The sequence below is a fragment of the Eisenbergiella porci genome (assembly GCF_009696275.1).
GTDB lineage: Bacteria > Bacillota > Clostridia > Lachnospirales > Lachnospiraceae > Eisenbergiella > Eisenbergiella porci.
In genome coordinates this window covers 1-19,630 of the sequence record NZ_VUMI01000027.1, presented here as the reverse complement: position 1 = coordinate 19,630, position 19,630 = coordinate 1, and the positions used below count along the sequence as shown (strand labels likewise).

11 protein-coding genes and 1 pseudogene are annotated in these 19,630 nt (G+C 50.2%); 11 read left to right on the top strand and 1 reads right to left on the bottom strand.

The window, feature by feature from the left end; all coding sequences use genetic code 11:
• Nucleotides 1–35 precede the first annotated feature (35 nt).
• From FYJ45_RS16235 to FYJ45_RS16210, 6 genes are all read left to right on the top strand, one after another.
• Entirely contained in the window at nucleotides 36–1,553 is a 1,518-nt protein-coding gene (locus tag FYJ45_RS16235) for an alpha-N-arabinofuranosidase (RefSeq protein ID WP_276892726.1), read from the top strand.
• Nucleotides 1,554–1,557: 4 nt separating this feature from the next.
• Nucleotides 1,558–3,045: a carboxylesterase/lipase family protein gene (locus FYJ45_RS16230; RefSeq protein ID WP_154465777.1), complete on the top strand. Its 1,488-nt coding sequence runs from the start codon at nucleotides 1,558–1,560 to the stop codon at nucleotides 3,043–3,045.
• A gap of 160 nt (nucleotides 3,046–3,205) precedes the next feature.
• On the top strand, nucleotides 3,206–4,003 hold the full coding sequence (locus FYJ45_RS16225; RefSeq protein WP_320620680.1) for a glycoside hydrolase family 31 protein: 798 nt from the start codon (nucleotides 3,206–3,208) through the stop codon (nucleotides 4,001–4,003).
• Nucleotides 4,004–4,053: 50 nt separating this feature from the next.
• Entirely contained in the window at nucleotides 4,054–5,874 is a 1,821-nt protein-coding gene (locus tag FYJ45_RS16220; protein WP_154465775.1) for a family 43 glycosylhydrolase, read from the top strand.
• A 23-nt stretch (nucleotides 5,875–5,897) separates the two neighbouring features.
• Complete coding sequence (locus tag FYJ45_RS16215; RefSeq protein ID WP_154465773.1) at nucleotides 5,898–7,070, top strand: serine hydrolase domain-containing protein; 1,173 nt, start codon at nucleotides 5,898–5,900, stop codon at nucleotides 7,068–7,070.
• A gap of 36 nt (nucleotides 7,071–7,106) precedes the next feature.
• Nucleotides 7,107–8,618, top strand: a complete 1,512-nt coding sequence (locus FYJ45_RS16210) for a GH39 family glycosyl hydrolase (protein ID WP_154465771.1) — start codon at nucleotides 7,107–7,109, stop codon at nucleotides 8,616–8,618.
• A 694-nt stretch (nucleotides 8,619–9,312) separates the two neighbouring features.
• Here the strand turns inward: FYJ45_RS16210 and FYJ45_RS16205 are convergent.
• Nucleotides 9,313–10,236 carry an AraC family transcriptional regulator gene (locus tag FYJ45_RS16205; RefSeq protein ID WP_154465769.1) on the bottom strand — a complete coding sequence of 308 codons (924 nt, stop codon included), beginning with the start codon at nucleotides 10,234–10,236 and terminating at the stop codon, nucleotides 9,313–9,315.
• A 151-nt stretch (nucleotides 10,237–10,387) separates the two neighbouring features.
• On the opposite strand from FYJ45_RS16205, the gene FYJ45_RS16200 reads away from it, so the two are divergent.
• The 5 genes and pseudogenes from FYJ45_RS16200 (at nucleotide 10,388) to FYJ45_RS16180 (ending at nucleotide 19,395) form a co-directional block, all read left to right on the top strand.
• Nucleotides 10,388–11,644: a uroporphyrinogen decarboxylase/cobalamine-independent methonine synthase family protein gene (locus FYJ45_RS16200; protein ID WP_154465767.1), complete on the top strand. Its 1,257-nt coding sequence runs from the start codon at nucleotides 10,388–10,390 to the stop codon at nucleotides 11,642–11,644.
• Nucleotides 11,645–12,055: 411 nt separating this feature from the next.
• Complete coding sequence (locus FYJ45_RS16195; RefSeq protein WP_154465765.1) at nucleotides 12,056–14,425, top strand: glycoside hydrolase family 31 protein; 2,370 nt, start codon at nucleotides 12,056–12,058, stop codon at nucleotides 14,423–14,425.
• Between the two features lie 88 nt (nucleotides 14,426–14,513).
• Nucleotides 14,514–16,402, top strand: a pseudogene (locus tag FYJ45_RS33215) (glycoside hydrolase family 95 protein); the annotation flags it as partial.
• 6 nt (nucleotides 16,403–16,408) lie between these two features.
• A complete protein-coding gene (locus FYJ45_RS33210) occupies nucleotides 16,409–16,654 on the top strand; it encodes a glycoside hydrolase family 95-like protein (RefSeq protein WP_408609505.1) in 246 nt (81 codons plus the stop codon).
• A 395-nt stretch (nucleotides 16,655–17,049) separates the two neighbouring features.
• Nucleotides 17,050–19,395: a helix-turn-helix transcriptional regulator gene (locus FYJ45_RS16180; protein ID WP_154465759.1), complete on the top strand. Its 2,346-nt coding sequence runs from the start codon at nucleotides 17,050–17,052 to the stop codon at nucleotides 19,393–19,395.
• Nucleotides 19,396–19,630 lie beyond the last annotated feature (235 nt).

Sequence of the window (19,630 nt, the reverse complement as noted above, 5' to 3'; positions counted from 1 at the left end):
GGAAAATGACAGAAGGAAAAAGGAGAGGCAGGAAAGTGATTACATTATATATTAACGAGAATAAAAAACTGGGACACATCAACCCGGAAATCTATGGACATTTCAGCGAGCATCTGGGTAGATGCATCTATGAAGGGCTTTATGTGGGAGAAAATTCCGAAATCCCCAATGTGAACGGCATGCGCACTGACGTGGTGGAGGCGTTAAGGGAAATGAAGGTTCCGGTACTGCGCTGGCCGGGCGGCTGTTTTGCGGATGAATACCACTGGAAGGACGGCGTGGGCCCGAAGGAAAAACGGAAGAAAATGGTGAACACCAACTGGGGCGGCGTCACCGAGGATAACAGCTTCGGCACCCATGAATTTTTTGAGCTGTGCGAACAGCTGGGCTGCAAAACCTATGTGAACGGAAACGTGGGAAGCGGCTCTGTACAGGAGATGAGCGAATGGGTGGAATACATGACCCTGGACGGCGTGTCCCCCATGGCGGACTGGCGCCGGGAAAACGGCAGGGAAAAGCCCTGGAGGGTGGATTATTTCGGCGTGGGCAATGAAAACTGGGGCTGCGGCGGAAACATGACGCCGGACTATTATGCCCAGCTGTACCGCAGATACCAGACCTATATCCGCTGCTATGACCGGACGGCCTCCATTTTCAAAATCTGCGGCGGGGCCAACGCGGACGATTATGAATGGACGGATACGGTGCTGCGGGAGTGCTTCAGAAGCCCTGCCCCTGCGGAGGCCCACGGTTTTATGGACGGCCTGTCCGTACACTATTATGCGGGCGTGGAAAAGGGACTGCATAAGGGAAGCGCCACAGAGTTTGGCGAAGAAGCCTGGTTCAATACCCTGTCCAGGGCTTACGGAATTGAAGAAGTGCTCACGCGCCACAGCGCTATCATGGATCACTATGATCCGGAGAAAAAGATCGGCATGATGGTGGATGAATGGGGCTGCTGGCATGATGTGGAGCCGGGCACAAATCCGGGCTTTCTGTATCAGCAGAACACCATGCGGGATGCGCTCACTGCAGGCGTTTCCCTGAATATTTTCAATAAGCACTGCGACCGGATTAAAATGGCCTGCATCGCACAGATTGTAAACGTGCTTCAGTCCGTAATCCTGACGGAAGGGAAGAAAATGCTGCTCACCCCTACCTACCATGTATTCCATATGTATAAGTATCATCAGGATGCGGATCTTGTGGAAAGCTGGCTGGAGGGAGCAGGCAAAACCGGCGTGAAGGAGACGGAAATGGTGCCGGAGGTACAGGAATCCGTTTCTGTGGATGAAAACGGCGTGCTGACCGTCACCTTAAACAACCTGTGCACGGAGGCGGAAAAGGAAATAGAACTGGTGCTGACCAAAAAGAAACCTGCGCATGTAAGCGCCCGTATTGTACATGGGAAGATGCAGGCTTATAATAGCTTTGAGGAGCCGGAGCGGGTAACCGAGGAAGACTTTACTGATTTCCGCCTGACGGACAGAGGGCTTACCTTTACCATCCCGGCCTGCAGCGTGCTTATGTTCAGAGTGGAAATGGAGGGGTGAATTAATGCTTAAAACAGTAAAAACGGAAAACGGATATGTGCGCGGCATCCCTGCGGCGGATCCCCGGGTGATTTCCTTTAAGGGAATTCCCTTTGCCGCCCCGCCGGTGGGAGAGCTGCGGTGGAGGGCGCCGCAGCCTGCCAAAGACTGGGAAGGAGTCAGGGACTGCCTGGAATTTGCGCCCATTTCCATGCAGAGCATCCCGGGGCTGAATGAAGAAAATATTTATACAAGGGAATGGAATGTGGATCCCACCATTCCCATGAATGAAGACTGCCTGTACCTGAATGTGTGGACACCCGCTGTGAGCGAAACGGATAAGCTGCCCGTGTATGTATGGTATTTTGGCGGCGGGCTGCAGTGGGGAAACCCTGCGGAAATGGAGTTTGACGGAGAGCGGCTGGCACGCCGCGGCATTGTGGTGGTGACGGTAAATTACCGGCTGAATGTGTTCGGCTTTCTGGCGCACCCGCAGCTGTGGGAGGAATCGCCCCAGGCGCCCGCTAATTTCGGAAATCTGGATCAGCAGTACGGCCTGTTCTGGACGAAGCGGAATATTGCGGCGTTCGGCGGGGATCCGGAGAATATTACCATCGGCGGACAGTCGGCGGGCGGCGGAAGCGTCCTGACCCAGCTGAACTGCCTGCAAAATGAAGGCTACATACAGAAGGCCATCGTGGAGAGCGGTATTTTTCATGATCCTTTCGTGGCTCGCATGAAGCTTTCCAGAGAAGAGGCTCTGGATCAGGGAAGACGCTTCCTGGATTTCCTGGGTGTAAAGACCATTGAGGAAGCAAGGGCGCTTCCCGCGGAGTATATCCGGGATAAAAACGATGCCTTCGGCGCGTTCTGGGGAACCATTCCCGACGGCGTATATCAGACCGATACCTACTGGAACAACATGGCGGCAGGGAAATTCCTGGATGTGCCGATGATGACAGGCTTTACCAACAACGAATTTCTGACCATGCCCCAGGCGGAAACGATGGAGGCGCTGAAAAAAGAAGCGCAGGAAAAGTTTGGGGACAGGGCGGGAGAGTTTCTTTCCCTTATTAAGGCGGAGGACGGCCTGAAGGCGGCAAAGGAAAACTGCCTGGTCAATTCTGTTGAGATGGGAATCCGCAGAATGTGCGAGGTCCGCAGGGCGGCAGGAGCCGTGCAGCCATGCTATGTGTATGAGTTTGGCCCCGAGATCCCCGGATGGGATCAGCCGGGAGCCTTCCATTCCTCCGACCTGTGGTTCTTCTTTGAAACCCTGGCAAAATGCTGGCGGCCCTTCACCGGAAAGCATTATGATCTGGCCCGGCAGATGTGTAACTACTGGGCGGAGTTCATTAAAAAGGGAGACCCCAACGGCGCGGACGCGGACGGCACACAGATGGAGCGCTGGGAGGCGTTTTCCCGGGAGGATTGCGAAATGATGACCTTCTTCGAAAAGCCGGCGGCGGAAAAGAAGCCGGAAGGGGAAATCATGGCTTTCCTGACAAAATAGGAAAAGATAAGCTGCACGGATGCGGCAGGAGGAAAACAGATGGATTACATCAGAATGGAAAATAATGCGAAATTAAGGTGTTCTGGCTGGATGAGGCGGAGCCGGAATTTTCTGTTTACGATTATGATAACTACCGTTATTTTATGGGGCGGCAACTAAAATCGGAAATATTTACCCCCAGCTTTATGCCAGAACCTTTTACGAGGGACAGAGGAAGGCCGGGATGGAAACTGCCGTGAACCTTATCCGCTGCGCATGGGCAGGCAGCCAGAGATACGGTGCTCTTGTCTGGTCGGGGGACATTCACAGTGACTGGGAGACATTCAGGAAACAGCTTTGCGCCGGACTGAATATGGGTATCGCGGGAATTCCCTGGTGGACTACCGATATCGGCGGCTTTTCCGGCGGAAACCCGGATGATCCTGCATTCCGGCAGCTGCTGGTACGCTGGTTCCAGTGGGGGACGTTTTGCCCGGTGATGCGGCTTCACGGAGACAGAGTGCCCCAGACGCCGTTAACCCATAGCGACGGTTCGCCCACCATGCCCACAGGGGCGGACAACGAGATCTGGAGCTTCGGTGACGAAAACACGCCGATTCTGGAAAAGTATATCCGTTTCAGGGAAGGGATGCGGCCGTACACACGTGAACTGATGAAAGAAGCGCATGAGGAAGGAAGCCCTGTAATCCGGACCATGTTTTATGAATTCCCGGAGGATAAGGCATGCTGGGAGCTGAAGGATCAGTATATGTTCGGCCCGGATGTGCTTGTTGCGCCGATTGTTTATGAGAATACCTGGGAACGCCAGGTTTATCTGCCAAAAGGCGCCATGTGGACCTTGATTTACGACGGAACGGAGTATGAGGGAGGCACAAGCGTGACCGTGCCTGCGGATATCAGTCGGATTCCCGTATTCCTGCGCGGACACAGCCATTCGGAATGGATAGGAAGGATTTAAAACGCATCGCAATAGAAAAAGGATAATTTTACGCGGAAAGGAAAGACAGCATGGCAGAAAATTATACGAAAACGAAAGCCCGGATCATGGTATATACCAGGGAAACGGACGCTGCACAATATCCCGCAGGGCTTTCCCGCAGCATCCATCTGGCCTGCAGCAGGGACGGGAAATATTATGAGGCGCTGAACAATAATTATGGCATCCTGTTTGCGGAAGCGGCGGTGGATGATGCGGATATCATTCATGCAAAGGGGGTAAAGAATCCCCGGATTTTTGTAATGCCGGAGGGCGGCTTTGGCATTGTTGCCGTCAGGGTCAATGAGGACGGCAGCGCGGATGAAGACAGCAGAGGGAGCGTTTTGCTCTGGACAACCGCTGACTTTAAGGAATTTAAGAAAATCGGTTTCCTGCCCCTTCATGGGGACGCATATGTGGAGCGGGCGCAGTGCAGGTATGATAAAAATACGGGAGGGTACTGCATCCTGTGGCAGGATGATCTGGGAAACAGCTATCAAAATGAAGTGAAGGATATCTGCAGCTTAACCGGCATATCCCCGGCGCATCCGGGCGTTTATACGGAGGAGCTTCCGGGACAGGCGCCGGAGGGAGCCGAAAAAGGAAATTCCGTGGAGATAAGCGCACAGCTGTGTGATGAAACGGCGCTTTACTGGAATAGGCTGTATTCTGTAAAAGTGCAGGTGCCAAAACGTATTTGGGCCCGCACTGCTTCAGAGGTCGAAAAAGTACGGGCATCCGTGCTGTATTCGGATGGCTCTTCCGTACAAAAACAGGTAAAATGGGAGCTGGACGGATTGGATTTCCAGCATCAGGGAACCTTCCGCACCCGCGGGACCGTGCAGAATGAGCAGTATCAGTTCCCGCTGGCCTGCGGCTTCGGGGATCCTGTTATTTTCCCATGGGAAGGCCGTTATTATTTTATTGCCACCAACGACAACCTGAATGATGTGGGCTTTTATGTGAGGGAGTCGGAGGATGTGGCAGGACTGTTCCGGGAGGATACGCAGCAGCATCTGATACTGGGCCTGGATGAAGAACGCGGGTTTGTCCAGACCTTCTGGGCGCCGGAATTTCATGTAATCGGCGGAGAGCTGTATATCCTGTTTGCCATAAGCGGCAAAAAGTGGGGGCCGCAGTGCCATCTGATGAAGCTGAAAAAGGGCGGAAGCCTGATCGATCCGGAAAGCTGGGAAGAGCCAGTGAGGATACGTAAAAAGGACGGCAGTTTTCTGACGGAGGACGGCATCACACTGGATATGACATACCTGAAAGCAGGGGAGCGCTCCTATGTGGTCTGGTCTTACCGCAGGAATATCGGCACACCATATGATACGGGTTCCATGCTGTATATTGCAGAAGTGGATGAGAAGCAGCCCTGGCAGCTTTCCAGCGAACCGGTGCTGCTTACCAGGCCGCTTTATGGCTGGGAGAATGTGAACCATACCATCAATAATGAAGGCCCTTATGCATTTATTGCGGACGGAAAAGTGTACCTGACGTATTCAGGCGGTGCGGCGGACGGCTACACCTATGCGCTGGGCCTGCTGACCGCGGATGCAAAGGATGATTTGCTGGATATTTCCGTATGGAAGAAACGGTGTACGCCTGTTCTTTCCTATTATTCGGTGGAAGGAATCTACGGCCCCGGCCACAATTCCTTTTTCACGGACGCACAGGGAAATCTGATGATAGCCTATCATGCGGAGGACGCGCTGGAGCATCATCTTCGCTGCGATGGAATCCACAGAGTGCACTTTAACATCCATGGGGAACCGGTCTTTGATCTGTCTGCAAAACGGGATTTGGATCCGGCGCTTTCGCAGGTGGAGATGGAAGTGATTGTGGGCTGAGGGCTGCAGAAGGGAGAGGGGAAATGATAATCAAAGGAACTGCAGACTGTATTCCGGAGGAGGCTGGCTATGATTCGGGACGCATTGCCGTACTGAACGGCCACTTCCTGCGCATGATGGAAAAGAAGGAGATAGAAGGGGCGGCATACTGCATATCCCGCAGAGGGAAAATCATTGCCTGCAATAGTATGGGAACTGCCCATTATTTTGATGGCCCCGGAGACATGCGGCCGGATACGGTTCATGGAATCGCATCCATTAGCAAGACCTTTACCGCGGCTGCGGTGATGAAGCTGGCAGAAGACGGCCTGATAAGGCTGGATATGAGGGTCGGGGATATCCTGCCGCAGTTTGCTGCAGCGCCTTTTGACCAGATTACGCTATTTCATTTATTGACACATACCTCAGGGCTTCAGCCTGACGGGGGATGCTTCCCGGAGGAGCATTCCCCCTCCCCATGGGCATATATTGAGGAAGCGGCAAAAAATTGGAAAGCGGGCGAAAAATTTGACTGGCTTACGCCGGCCCTGTCCTGCGGAATGAGAAGAGAACCGGGAAAGGAATGGCAATACTGCAGTTTTGGGTTTGCGGTCCTTGGGGCGGTAATAGGAAAAGTAAGCGGGATGAAGGCGGAAAACTATATAGATGAGAATATCTTAAAACCGCTGGGACTGCAGGATACCTTTTTCTTACCGGCCAAGGCGGATAAAATAAAAAGGATAAACCTTCTTGCGGAAGAAGAGAAGGAGGAGATAGAAAGATCGGCAGACAGCAGCAGTCAGATTCCTACAGTTTGGGAACAGATTCCCCAAACCGGCGGCGGTCTTTTCTCCACTCCCTGTGATCTGATTCGATTTGCCAATATGATGCTTGGCATGGGGACCTGGAACGGGGTTCGGATACTGGGAAGAAAAACGGTGGAAAAAATGACGGCCTCTTCTCTTTTCCAGGTGCCTGATTATTGCTGGGGAGCCAATGAGCCGGATCGAAAATATGCGATAGGCTTTGACCGGAGGGAAGGCCCGGGATTTCATTATTCCAAAGGGACCTATATGCATGAAGGCTACGGTTCCTGCTCGCTGGTAATCGATCCCCAGGAACAGCTTGCTGCGGCATGGTTTGTACCATTTCGGCCCGGGGAATGGTATGCAGAGGGGCTCTGGAATGTGAGCAATATTATCTGGTCAGGGTTATAAAAAGTATAAAAAACAAATATAAGGAGAGACAAAAAAATGGATAGTACAAAATGTTTCAGGATTGAAAAGGATGCGCAAATCCCTTTTAACAACAAAGTAGATTACTGCATCGGCACAGGCCGCATGGGGCTGGCGCTGCAGAAGGAATATCAGGAACAGCTGGCCCTGGTGCAGGAGGAGATCGGATTTTCCCATATCCGCGGCCACGGCCTGTTTTCCGACGATATGGCCATCTATCAGGAGTACACGGACGAAAACGGGAAGAAGCATGCGGAATATAATTTTACCTATCTGGATCTGGTGATGGACAGCTACCTGAAGCTGAATATCAGGCCTTTTCTGGAGCTGGGCTTTATGCCGGACAAGATGGCTTCGGGAGAGCAGACCGTGTTTTACTGGAAGGGGAATGTGACGCCGCCGGCAAGCTATGACGCATGGTGCGCGCTGGTGCAGGCAACCCTCCGTCATCTGATGGAGCGTTACGGGGAGGAAGAGGTGGTAACCTGGCCCATCGAGGTCTGGAATGAGCCGAACCTGCCGGGCTTCTGGAAGGATGCGGACATGGAGGAGTATTTTAAGCTGTTCGCCCGTACCTTTGCGGCCATAAAGGAAGTGGATGCCCGGTTCCGCGTGGGCGGTCCCGCCATCTGCGGCGTGGAGGATGAAAAGTGGATACGCATGTTTATGGAATTCTGCCGGAGGGAAAGCATCCCGGTGGATTTTGTAACCCGCCATCATTATACCACCGAGCTGCCGGAGAAGGACGGCCATTACGGCTATGCAAAGCTGAGGGAGCCGGAGGAAGGCTTTGCCAATCTGCAGACGACCAGGGATATTGTTGACAGCTTTGAGGAATTTAAGGGAATGGAGATTCATATTACAGAGTTCAACACTTCCTATATTCCCAACTGCCCGCTGCATGATACCAATAGGAACGCCGCCTATATTGCAAGACAGCTGTCCCGTCTGGGGGATGTGAACGAATCCTATTCCTACTGGACCTTCGGAGATATTTTTGAGGAGCTGGGAGTTCCTTTTACACCCTTCCACGGCGGCTTCGGACTGGTGGCAAACGGCGGGATTCCCAAGCCCACGTTCTGGACCTTTAAATTCTTCAAGGATTTGCAGGGAACCTGCGTGTACCGTTCGGATGAGGCTGTTATCGTGAAACGGGAGGACGGAAGCTACAGGGGAATTGTGTGGAATATGACCCTGGAAGGAACCGGCGAGGATATATGCCATACCTACCAGCTGCCCATCGAAGGAAAGGAATGCTTTATCCTGACCAAAACTGTGGATGAGGCTACCTGCAATCCCCTGAAGCTGTGGCATGCCATGGGCGAACCCTCCAGCCTTTCAGAGGAGCAGAAGAAGCTGCTGAAGGAAGCTGCAAAGCCCTTTGTGGAAGCGGACAGAGCCGCGGTTCAGGATGGCTGTGCGCAGGTAAATATTACCGCGCGTGAAAACGGCGTGGTGTATTTTGAGGTTAAGGCTGTGGAGAATAAGAGCGACAGAGGGTATTGCTATAAAAGAGTGATTGGTAAATAAACAGGAAGGCTGATCCAATACGGAAATCTGTGCACCAGTTACTTTCTGCCTGTGCTGTTGCGGCCTTATAAAAAAGTCGATGATATAGGTGACGATTCAAACAGGCCAGCGCATTTACTGCGCAGATTGTAAGAAAGTGATGCAGGAGTGCTAAAATTCGTCGTCGAAAGTGATTAAAGATGGATTTGGGTAATAACTGTAAAACGGCTGAATGATATCAATATATAGCTATAATATGGCCTGCAAACAAGATAAAAAAGGGACTTGAAATATTCAAGTCCCCAGTGTATAATTTATTTAGAAGTTATCAAAAGACTGTTGCGTGTCTGATGATTGCGCTTCGGATATCGTAGTAATTTATAGTTACCGGCTATCCTCTATGGGCGTAGAGGATAGCTATTTTTTGTCCTGATGGTTATCTATGTAGGCGAGGGCGGCGAAAATCACCAGCACCAGCGTCAATACTTCAAGAGTATTCATACCACATTTCCTCCTTCATTTATTTCCGAAGGAAAACCAACAGACTATCCTCTGACTTCTATTCAATTATACGTAAATATTCTAACATAACAAAAAATAAATACAACAAAATGATAGAGTATTTTAATATCCATAAACGTAATTCCATACTAACTACGAATTAGCTCTTTATATAATATTTTTCCCTTCATGCAAATCATTAGTTCCCTCTTCTTCATGGTTTCCAGCTTTTCCTAAACTGCAGCGGGGTAATATGCTCCCTTGATTTAAAAAGATTAATAAAATGGGATGCCTGGTTGATCCCGCAGCGTTCTGCAATTTCATTTACCGGCAAATCCGTATATTTCAAAAGCTCCTTGGCATAGGAGAGACGCAGCTCAATCTGGTATTCATGAGGAGAACTGCCCACATACCGGGAAAACTCCCTGATAAAGTGGTATTTGCTCACATGAAGCTGCCGGGCCAGATCATCCAGAAGCAGCGGCTCCTGAAAATGCCTGTTGATATAGCGTTCCGCCTCCCGGATGCCGGGCGGGATCAGGATATCGTCGGGGGAATGGGCATCTGCGGCGGAAGCGCTTCCTGTGCCGGCGCTGCGGCGCAGGAGGAACTCCGTCAGAATCGAAGTGATCAGCTGGGCAGAAAGTACCTCGGTAGTGATATTTTTTTTTGAATAAAGCTCCATGATCTGCCGGATACCGCTTTCTATCCGCGAGGGAGCCGCGCCCTCCTGTTTTTCCAGGATGCCGAAGCCGTTTTTTGTAAATTCCATAAAATAGCCAAGGGCATTGCTTCCGTTAAAATGCAGCCATAAAAAGTCCCAGTGGGAGCCTTCGGGCGTAAAATATTTATGGTAATCCATGCAGTTGATAAAAAAGCTTGACCCCGGGCCCAGTTCGTATTCCTGCCCCTGACAGCACAGGATGCCGCGGCCGGAAATAGTATGCAGAATCAAAAAGGAGTTCAGGTTTTCCCGCTCGGTATAGTAGGGGTAAAAGGTATGAAAACAACCGGTTTCCTGCATATAGAAAAAGATGCTCTGGGCGGTCTGGCTGGGATTGGAAAAGAGCGACCAGGAATCTGCGCTCCAGGAGGTGAGGCCCTTTTCCATGAATTTGTTCTGCCTTATGTTTTTCATGAGAAGCTTCCTTTCCGGTGGGCCGTTGCAGGCCTGAATTATATTGAGCAATTTTCTGATATTTTAGGGCAATTTCATTCGATGTAATTTTATTCTATGCGGTTATAATGAAATTGTAAAGAGTATCATATCAGGAAAAGGGGATAAGGAAATGGATGAATTTTATATTAGCCCGGGGGATCGTGAAATTCTCAGAGAGCTTGCGAAGAAGCAGCTGGAATTTTCCCAGGCGGAGAAGAATCAGAAGCGTATCGGGGAATGGTACGAGCACAATTCACTGCAGGGAAAGAGGCCTATGATCCATCTGGAGCTTGGTACCTTTGAACAGGAAATCATTCCCGACAGGCTCAGATGCGAAGGAGAATTTGCCAGGAAAATCGAAAAGGATTTATACAGCAATTTTCTGAATCAGGAGTTGTTTGATGATGACAGAGTGACGCCGGATTATTTCCCGATATCGTATGATACCTGGTTTACCCTGTTTGATATTCCGGTTCGTATTCACCACCTGAAGGGTTCTGTGGGCCATGAGTTTGAACCGGTGATAGAGGAGCTGGAGGAGGATTATGGTAAGCTGAAGAAATCCACCTACGGCGTGGATCTGGAAAAGACAGAAAAGAGACGCGTTGCGCTGGAGGAGGCTTTTGGAGATATTCTTCCGGTGCGCATGAGCATGGGGTGCCTTTACAGTGTGCCCACGCAGATGATTGTACATATCATGAAGATGGAACAGATGATGTACAATATTTACGACTATCCGGAGCTGTTTCAGGAAATGATGGACAGGATTGCCGAGGATACACTGGAGTATTACCGCTTTTTGGAGGAAAAGAGGCTCATTCTTCCCACCGTTGCAGGAGAATCGCTGGGGCAGGGCAGCTGGTGCTATAACCATGAACTGCCTGGCTGGGAGGAACATGGGAAACGTCCCTTTACCACGAAAGATGTGTGGGGATTTATGGATTCCCAGGAGACGGTTGGACTGTCGCCTGCCATGTATGAAGAATTTATTTTCCCCTGTTATCAAAAAATTGCAGGACAGTACGGGCTGCTTTCTTACGGCTGCTGTGAGCCGGTGGATCCGATTTGGGAGTCCTGTATCAGCAAGCTGGATAATTTGAGAAAGGTTTCCATTTCACCCTGGTGCAATGAAGAGTATATGGGAGAACGCCTGGCAGGCAGCAAAATAATTTTCCACAGAAAGCCTTCGCCCAACATTCTGGGGCTGGGCACCGTTCTGGATGAGGACGCGCTCAGGGCCGCCATGCGCAAGACGCTGAAGGCGGCGCAGGGCTGTAAGCTGGAAATTACACAGAGGGATGTTTATACCATCAATCATGATGTGGGCAAGGCAAAACGGTATGTAGATATTATTAAAGAAGAAATTGAGAATCACTGGAAGGGTTAGTGTTTGCAGGCGGCAGGAATGAATTCTCAGACACGCCTCAGCAAGATGCTCTTTGCAGTCGCAATTGTAAGCGGCTGCAAAGAGCATTTTTTTGTTTTTTGGTAAGCATGTCCTGTAAAACAAAAGCCCTTCAGACAGAAGCGCTGCCGGCAGCTTCAAATATGTGTTAATGCGACATCAGCGGTGAAAAGCTGTCGTATTTCTCTATAAAGAAATCTGCGCATATTCTTTATAATGAAGGTATGGTTTACGGAAATTGTGAAGTACCGTACGGCATCTGTTTTTTGATATTTCAGGCAGCAGGGCCAGGGCGTGTATGAAAAAATATTCCTATAGTTTTAAGGCTTACTTTGATATCCTGCCGGGAAGGATGCCCGGCAGGCAGAAAAAAGATTAGGGGAGGATATGCATATGCTGGAAGTACAGCACAGAAAAGGAAGAAAAATAAACAGAGTATATCAGGAAGGGAAGGCGCTGTATCTGGAACAGGAATCAGGGCTTATCCGCATCCTGCCGCAGACGGACAGGATTATCCGGGTTTCCTATACGGAAAACGGCGGTTTTGCGTCGGAACAGGGGGCGCAGCTGGCCGATTTGTCCCTGGAAGGCGGCAGCTTCTGGAGTTGGAAGGAAGAAGAAAAGGAAATCCGGGTGGACACCGGATTTCTGCGGATGAGGATTGCCCGCGGCACCGGTTCCATTTCTTATGAAAGGGCGGACGGCAGCCTGCTGCTTGCCGAACGGGACAGGGAAAGCAAATGCGTGGAGGCGTTCGATTCCTACCGCATGGTGGTGAATGAAAATACACAGATAGAAGAGATACAGACGCCGGACGGCATCAAACGCAGGATCCGGGAGGCTGACCGCGTTTTTGATAAAAAACTCTATCACACCAGGCTGCACCTTGATTTTGCACCGGAGGAACATCTTTACGGACTGGGACAGGCGGAGGAGGGCGTATGGAACCTGCGCCACACCACCCAGTATCTGCACCAGGCCAATTTGAAAATCGCCGTTCCCATGCTGCTTTCCGATAAAGGCTACGGCATCCTTTTGTCTACCCAGAGCCCTGCCATATTTAACGATACACAGTACGGTACTTATCTGTATACAGAAGCGGATGAATATCTGGATTATTACTTCCTGGCAGGAGAGTGTGCGGATGAGGTGACAGGAGGCTTCCGACTGCTTACCGAGAAGGCCGCCATGCTTCCCCGCTGGGCCTTCGGCTATATCCAGTCCCAGGAAAGATATGAAAGCGCCGTAGAGCTTGTGGAAACGGCAAAACGGTTCCGGCAGGAGGAAATCCCGCTGGACGCCCTTGTCCTTGACTGGATGTCCTGGAAGGGGAATCTGTGGGGACAGAAAACCTTTGACGGGGAACGTTTCCCGGATCCGGCGGACATGATACAAAAGCTGCATGAACAGAAGGTGCATTTTATGATTTCCATCTGGCCGAATATGAGTGAACTGAGCGATAACTACCAGGAATTTTTGGAAAAAGGCCTGCTTCTGCCCGCCAGCGAAATCTACGATGCCTTTTCCGAGGAAGGCCGCCGGCTGTACTGGGAGCAGGCGGAACGAGGGCTGTTCCGACATGGAGTGGACGCCTGGTGGTGCGATTCCAGCGAGCCGGTCACACCGGAATGGGGAAGACGGTGCAAACCGGAGCCGGGAGAAATGTACCGGGAATTCGTGGAGGCTGCCGGCAGCTGCATGCCCCTCCAGAAAAGCAACGCCTACGGACTGTATCACGCCCGCGCGCTCTATGAAGGGCAGCGCTCCTGTACAGAGAAAAAAAGGGTGGTTAACCTGACCAGGAACGGCTATGCCGGAAGCCAGAAATACGGAACGATTCTGTGGTCGGGTGATATTTATGCCAGCTGGGATACCCTGAAAAAGCAGATTGCGGCGGGCCTGCATTTCTGTGCCAGCGGCCTGCCTTACTGGACGCTTGATATCGGTGCTTTTTTTGTAAAGAAGGGGGAACCCTGGTTCTGGAACGGAGATTATGAAGAAGGCTGCGCGGATCCCGGATACCGGGAGCTGTATGTCAGATGGTTCCAGTACGGCGCATTCCTGCCCATATTCCGCAGCCACGGTACGGACTGCAGAAGGGAGCCCTGGAATTTCGGGAAAAAGGGCGAGCCGTTTTATGATGCAATCCTTGCGTCGATCCATCTTCGTTACCGCCTGCTGCCGTATATTTATTCGCTGGCCGGACAGGTATGGCGGGAGGACGGAACCATGATGCGCCTTCTGGCCTTTGATTTCCCGCAGGATAAGAGGGCTTTGGACATTGCGGACGAGTACATGTTCGGTCCGTCCCTGCTGGTCTGCCCGGTAACGCAGCCCATGTATTATGAGGCGGGCGGCGCAGTCCTTGATAAAACGGAAAAAAGCCGGGAAGTATACCTGCCCGCAGGTACCTCCTGGTATGATCTTCGCAGCGGGAAAAAATACGAAGGCGGACAGACGATAACGGCAGCCGCTGATCTGGACAGCATTCCCGTATTCGTAAAAGCCGGTTCCATCCTGCCCCTGGCCAAGCCCGGCAGCAGCACGGCGGATATGCAGGAGGAGATTCTCCTTCAGGCCTATGCCGGAGCGGACGGAAGCTTTACCCTGTATGAAGACGCCGGGGACGGTTACGGCTACGAGAAGGGGGAATACTGCGTGACACAGATTACCTATTGTGATAAGGAACGGAAAGTGGAATGGAAGACGGAAGGAAGGACTGAGTTCAGGAGAGGTGAATTCAGGGTGGAGATTGTTGGATAAGAGTAAGCATTCAGCAGGGGTTCCGTCACTTATCGGCGGCAGCATTTCTTAAGAAAAGAACAGGGATCATTAAGAATCGAACAGATACATGTTCCATAAAGTTTGCTATTCTGGAACCGGATGGAATGTTAAAAGAAAGGGGAAAAAAATGAAGCTATGGTATTCAAGTCCTGCACGGCAATGGTGCGAGGCTCTGCCGGTGGGAAACGGCAGATTGGGAGGTATGGTGTACGGAGGATGTGCTCACGAGCTAATCAAGCTGAATGAGGACAGCATCTGGAGCGGAAAAGCGCTGGACAGAATCAATCCGGATGCGTTGGAAAATTTGCAGAAAATCAGGGAAATGCTGCATGACGGGCAGATAGAGGAAGCGGAAAGACTGGCCATGTGCGCCCTCTCCGGGGTGCCGGATTCCCAGAGAGCCTATCAGCCGGCAGGGTTGCCGTCCGACTGGAGGCGGAGGGCAGGGAAGGCATTTCCTTTGACTGCCGTCTTGGCAGGTGCCATAACTGGACGGACGAAATGGGAAGGGAAGGAGATACGATCTGGTTTACCTCCGGCTGCGGGGAAGGAGGGATATCCTTCTGCGTCGCAGCCCGTGTGCGCATATCGGGAGGAACTGTGGGAATCATCGGGCAGACGCTGACGGTTGAAAATGCCCGGAATGCGGAAATCTACCTTGCGGTGGAAACCTCCTTCCGGCATGAGGATTTTGTCAGGGCATGCAGGGACAGGCTGGATCGGGTGTGGGAAAAAAACTATGAAGAAATCCGAAGCGCCCATTGCCGTGATTACCGGAAGCTTTTCGGACGTCTGGAGCTGGCCTTTGCGCAGGAAGATCCCGGGCTGGAGGCATTGCCTGTGGATGAACGTCTGCAGGCAGTAAAGGAAGGCAAAGAGGATATCGGCCTGGTTTCACTCTATTTCCAATATGGAAGATATCTGCTGATCGCTTCCAGCCGGGAAGGAAGCCTGCCGGCAAACCTGCAGGGGATCTGGAATGAAAGCCTGACGCCCCCCTGGGACAGCAAATTTACCATAAATATCAATACGGAAATGAATTACTGGATTGCAGAAAGCGGAAACCTGGCGGAATGCCATCTTCCCCTGTTTGAATTGCTGGAAAGGATAAAGGAAAACGGAAAGGAAACCGCGCGCCGCATGTATGGCTGCCGGGGATCCGTAGCCCATCACAATACGGATATCTATGCGGACACCGCGCCTCAGGATTTATGTATTACCTCCACCTTCTGGGTTATGGGAGAAGCCTGGCTGGCTACACATGTATGGGAGCATTACCTGTATACCAAAGATAAAGATTTTCTGGAAAAGCATTTCGATATCCTGGAGCAGAGCGTCAGCTTCTTTTACGATTTCCTGACGGAGGGGCCGGATGGTACGCTTGTGACCTCGCCTACCATTTCCCCGGAAAATACATACCGTACAAAAGACGGAAAGGAAGGGCATCTTTGCGAAGGCGCAACCATGGATGTGGAAATTCTCCAGGAGCTGTTCCTGTGCTATATCGGGGCCTGCGGCGTGCTGGGCAAGGAAGAAGCGCGGATCAGGAAGGCCCAGGAGGTATGTTCCAGATTCCCGAAATTAAAAACCGGACGTTACGGCCAGCTGCTGGAATGGATGGAGGATTATGAGGAGCCGGAACCGGGACATCGCCATATCTCCCATCTTTACGGCGTTTATCCGGGAACCACCCTGACCTGGCAGGAAACGCCGGAGCTGATGAGGGCGGCAAGACGTTCCCTGGATCGCAGGCTGGAAAACGGCGGCGGGCACACCGGATGGTCCCGGGCCTGGATCATCGGTTTATGGGCGCATTTCGGGGAAGGGGAAAAGGTGTACGAGAATTTGCAGGCGCTGCTGGCAAAAGGGACCTTCCCGAACCTGATGGATAATCACCCCATGGGAGACGGCTTTGTATTCCAGATTGACGGTAACCTGGGAGCTGCCGCAGCCGTATTGGAAATGCTGGTGTTAAGCCAACAGGGGCGTGTGGTTCTCCTGCCTGCGCTGCCGGAAAAGCTGAACGGCGGAAGTGTCTGCGGGATCTGCCTGAAGGGCGGCGCCAGCCTTTCCATGCGCTGGCATGAGGGCAGGGTAACCTGGCTGAAGCTGGATGCAAAGGACGAGTTTAAGGCGCAACTTGAGGTGAATGGGACGGAAGAATCCATAGCTTTGGCAGCGGGGGAGAGTCTGGAGAGAACGTATTGAGGAAGGAAAACGTCAGGGGAAATGTTCCGTAAGGCAGTGGATTTAACCGGACAGACCAACGCTTTGCCCTGCCCGTATGAAAGCGACTCGGAAAGACAAGAATAACCAGATTAGAGCTATATGCTGCTGTATCTTACAACAGACAAAATCAGATAAAAATTCATTTTTGTGAAAAAAAACCGGCGCTTCCGGCAGTATGGGAAGTCCGGTTTTTTGCTGCAACAGACAGTGAAAAATCCCGGAAAACCGGGAACTTTCCAGATATCTTAAGAATTGAATAATCCATGTTAAAAGTAGAATATATACATTTCAGCCAGCATTTGGGATGATGAAATAAAATGAGAATAGTATAGCTAAATATATGTGGCTGTCAATAAAAAACAGGAGATACGGATATGGTAAACAGCAGAAACAAGAAACATAAACGCAGGAAGGACAACAGACAAAGTACGGTGCTTCAGCATTATTTTCTGACTTATTTTACGGTTCTGTTTATACCGTTGCTGATTTGCAGCCTATATTATATCCGGATGCTTTCCCTTTTGAGTGAAGACGATAGTAAGGCAAGAGAAAGTGAACTGGAACATGCGGCGGTATTGGTGGATACCGTACTAAATGAATTTGAATACCTGGGAGATTCCCTGGCGGCCAATCTGCAGGTCAATTCCTTTAAACGGACAAAGGAAGTATTCGGTTATGCCAATACCTATAAAGTATATGAACTGAGAAAATCACTGCCAGATTTATACCTGATAAATCAGTCGGTATTTGACTATTTTATTTTTTTTGACAGAAGCGAGACGGTGATTAATAAGACGATTGCATATACCTACGAGGATTTTTACCACCTGTATCTGCATGAGAAGAAGTACGGAAGCTATGAGGAGTGGTACGAGCATATAAAAAATGATGATTGCTCATTCGGCTTGATGCCGATGGAAGAGTATCTCTATAAAAAAGAGCAGTCGATCAATATGCTTGATTATACCAGGCCGCTTATGATGCCGGATGGGGCAGGGAACGGCAGAATACATATTTATCTGGAAGAGTCAGTAATGGAAACATTAATGCCGGCCATCGCTGATAACAGCATACAATTTATTACGGATGCTTCCGGGAGGCTGCTTTATCTGCGGAATGGAAATCCGGAGAAGCCATGGACGGCGGAAGAAATGCATGATTTTTTAGGGGGGGGGGTAAAAACACCCGAAACCGGTAGCTGGCAGCAAGAGGTGCGTTTTATGGGGGAAAAGTATATGATGCTGAGCTATTCTTCCGGCAAATCCGGTCTTATCTATTCCATGCTGCTTCCCCAGAAGGTAATTAATGACAGAATGATGTCCAGTATTATGATCCTGAGCCTGTTTATATTGCTTGGGGTGACGGTAGGCCTCCTGCTCAGCTACCATATGTCGGTAAAGAGCGCGACGCCGATAAATGATATTTTAAATCAGGTATCCCAGGTCACGGAACGGTTTGAAGGACATCAGAATGTTTTTTCCAGCCTGAAAACCACCTTTAATTATCTGGTTTCCACCAATTCCAGGCTGGCGGATGCGATAGAGAGCCAGAAACCTTATATCAGAAATGCCTTTATTAACAGATTGATTTTCGGGAGCTTTATTAAAGAGGAGGAAGCTGACAAGATTGCGGAGCATATAGGATTTCCCTGCGCGGGCAGAGTATATGGAATTATTATTTTCCGGTTCCATCTGATATCGGAAAGCATCAGGGAAGAAAATCTGCAGCTGATGAGTTCCTGTGTTTTTTCCCTGCTGGAGGTGATTGAAAGGGAACTGCCCGGAAGCCTGTATACAAATTTGGGGGATGAACAGGTTGTTCTGCTTCTTAATATGCCGGAGAAGGAGAAGCTGTATTTCAGGCAAAATGCAGAACAAATGATTCTTTCGATTAAGGAAGCCATGCCTTCCAATATTTCGGAAAAGCTGTTTGCCTATGGCGGAAATGAGGTGGATAGGCTGGATCAAATCTATGATTCTTTCCATAATGCTGCATACATGTTCAATAACGAGAGCGGACAGATAGAAAACGCGGTAATCTGGTATCGGGAGGCCGCCGGAAGCATCCCTGTTTATCCGCCTCAGGATTTGTCTGTAAAGCTGACTCATTACGTTACGGCGGGAGATGGGGACGGCCTGCATGATTTGCTTGAAGATATCATGAAGAAATATATTATTGAAAATAATCTTTCTGTGTATTTACAGCACATGCTCTTAAACGAGCTGCAGATAGTACTTTTCCGGATTTTGGGGCGCGTAGGCATGGAAGAGGAGGAATACCGGAAATATTATACGGGGCTGGAAGAAAATCACAATGCGGCATTGATCACCCAGATTACCACTACGCTGAATTTATACAAACAGGTATGTGATTATGTGGGCAGGCAGAAACAGCTTCAGGATTCCGAGGTAGTGGCGTCGGCAATTGTTTCCTATATAGATACGAATTACGGAGACTGTTGTCTGTCGCTGACAAGCGTGGCGGATCAGTTTGGCATCAGCGAGCCTTATCTGTCCAGCATTTTCAAACAGACGCAGGGAATTAATTTCTCCACCTATGTTGAGGTAATCAGAATCGACAAGGCAAAGGATTTCCTGAAAACAACCGCATTGTCCGTTGGGGATATTGCGCAGTTGGTAGGGTATGGTTCAGTAAATTCTTTCTGCCGTGCGTTTAAAAGGGTGACCGGCTTAAGTGCCTCCGAATACCGGAAGAAATAGCCGGAAACCCGCATAAAACGGGCAGTCTTAAGAATTGTATAAAAGAGAAAAAGGATTGTATATGGACTTTTCAACGGATATAAAACATAATTGGGCCAACGAAAGGCAAAGTCCAGCTAAGAAATGTCAATAGGTAAAATGAAAAATGTTTACAAAGTTTTTTTCAAGCAGCTGATGTAAAAAAGGGTAACCTTAATAAACCCATTGCCATGGGATTTTAAAATGTAATTCAAAT

Excerpts from the sequence above, each read along its gene's own strand:
- FYJ45_RS33210 (WP_408609505.1), top strand. The coding sequence starts at position 16,409 with ATGCTGGTGTTAAGCCAACAGGGGCGTGTGGTTCTCCTGCCTGCGCTG.
- FYJ45_RS16230 (WP_154465777.1), top strand. The coding sequence starts at position 1,558 with ATGCTTAAAACAGTAAAAACGGAAAACGGATATGTGCGCGGCATCCCT.
- FYJ45_RS16215 (WP_154465773.1), top strand. The coding sequence starts at position 5,898 with ATGATAATCAAAGGAACTGCAGACTGTATTCCGGAGGAGGCTGGCTAT.
- FYJ45_RS16200 (WP_154465767.1), top strand. The coding sequence starts at position 10,388 with ATGGATGAATTTTATATTAGCCCGGGGGATCGTGAAATTCTCAGAGAG.
- FYJ45_RS16180 (WP_154465759.1), top strand. The coding sequence starts at position 17,050 with ATGGTAAACAGCAGAAACAAGAAACATAAACGCAGGAAGGACAACAGA.
- FYJ45_RS16210 (WP_154465771.1), top strand. The coding sequence starts at position 7,107 with ATGGATAGTACAAAATGTTTCAGGATTGAAAAGGATGCGCAAATCCCT.
- FYJ45_RS16220 (WP_154465775.1), top strand. The coding sequence starts at position 4,054 with ATGGCAGAAAATTATACGAAAACGAAAGCCCGGATCATGGTATATACC.
- FYJ45_RS16195 (WP_154465765.1), top strand. The coding sequence starts at position 12,056 with ATGCTGGAAGTACAGCACAGAAAAGGAAGAAAAATAAACAGAGTATAT.
- FYJ45_RS16205 (WP_154465769.1), bottom strand. The coding sequence starts at position 10,236 with ATGAAAAACATAAGGCAGAACAAATTCATGGAAAAGGGCCTCACCTCC.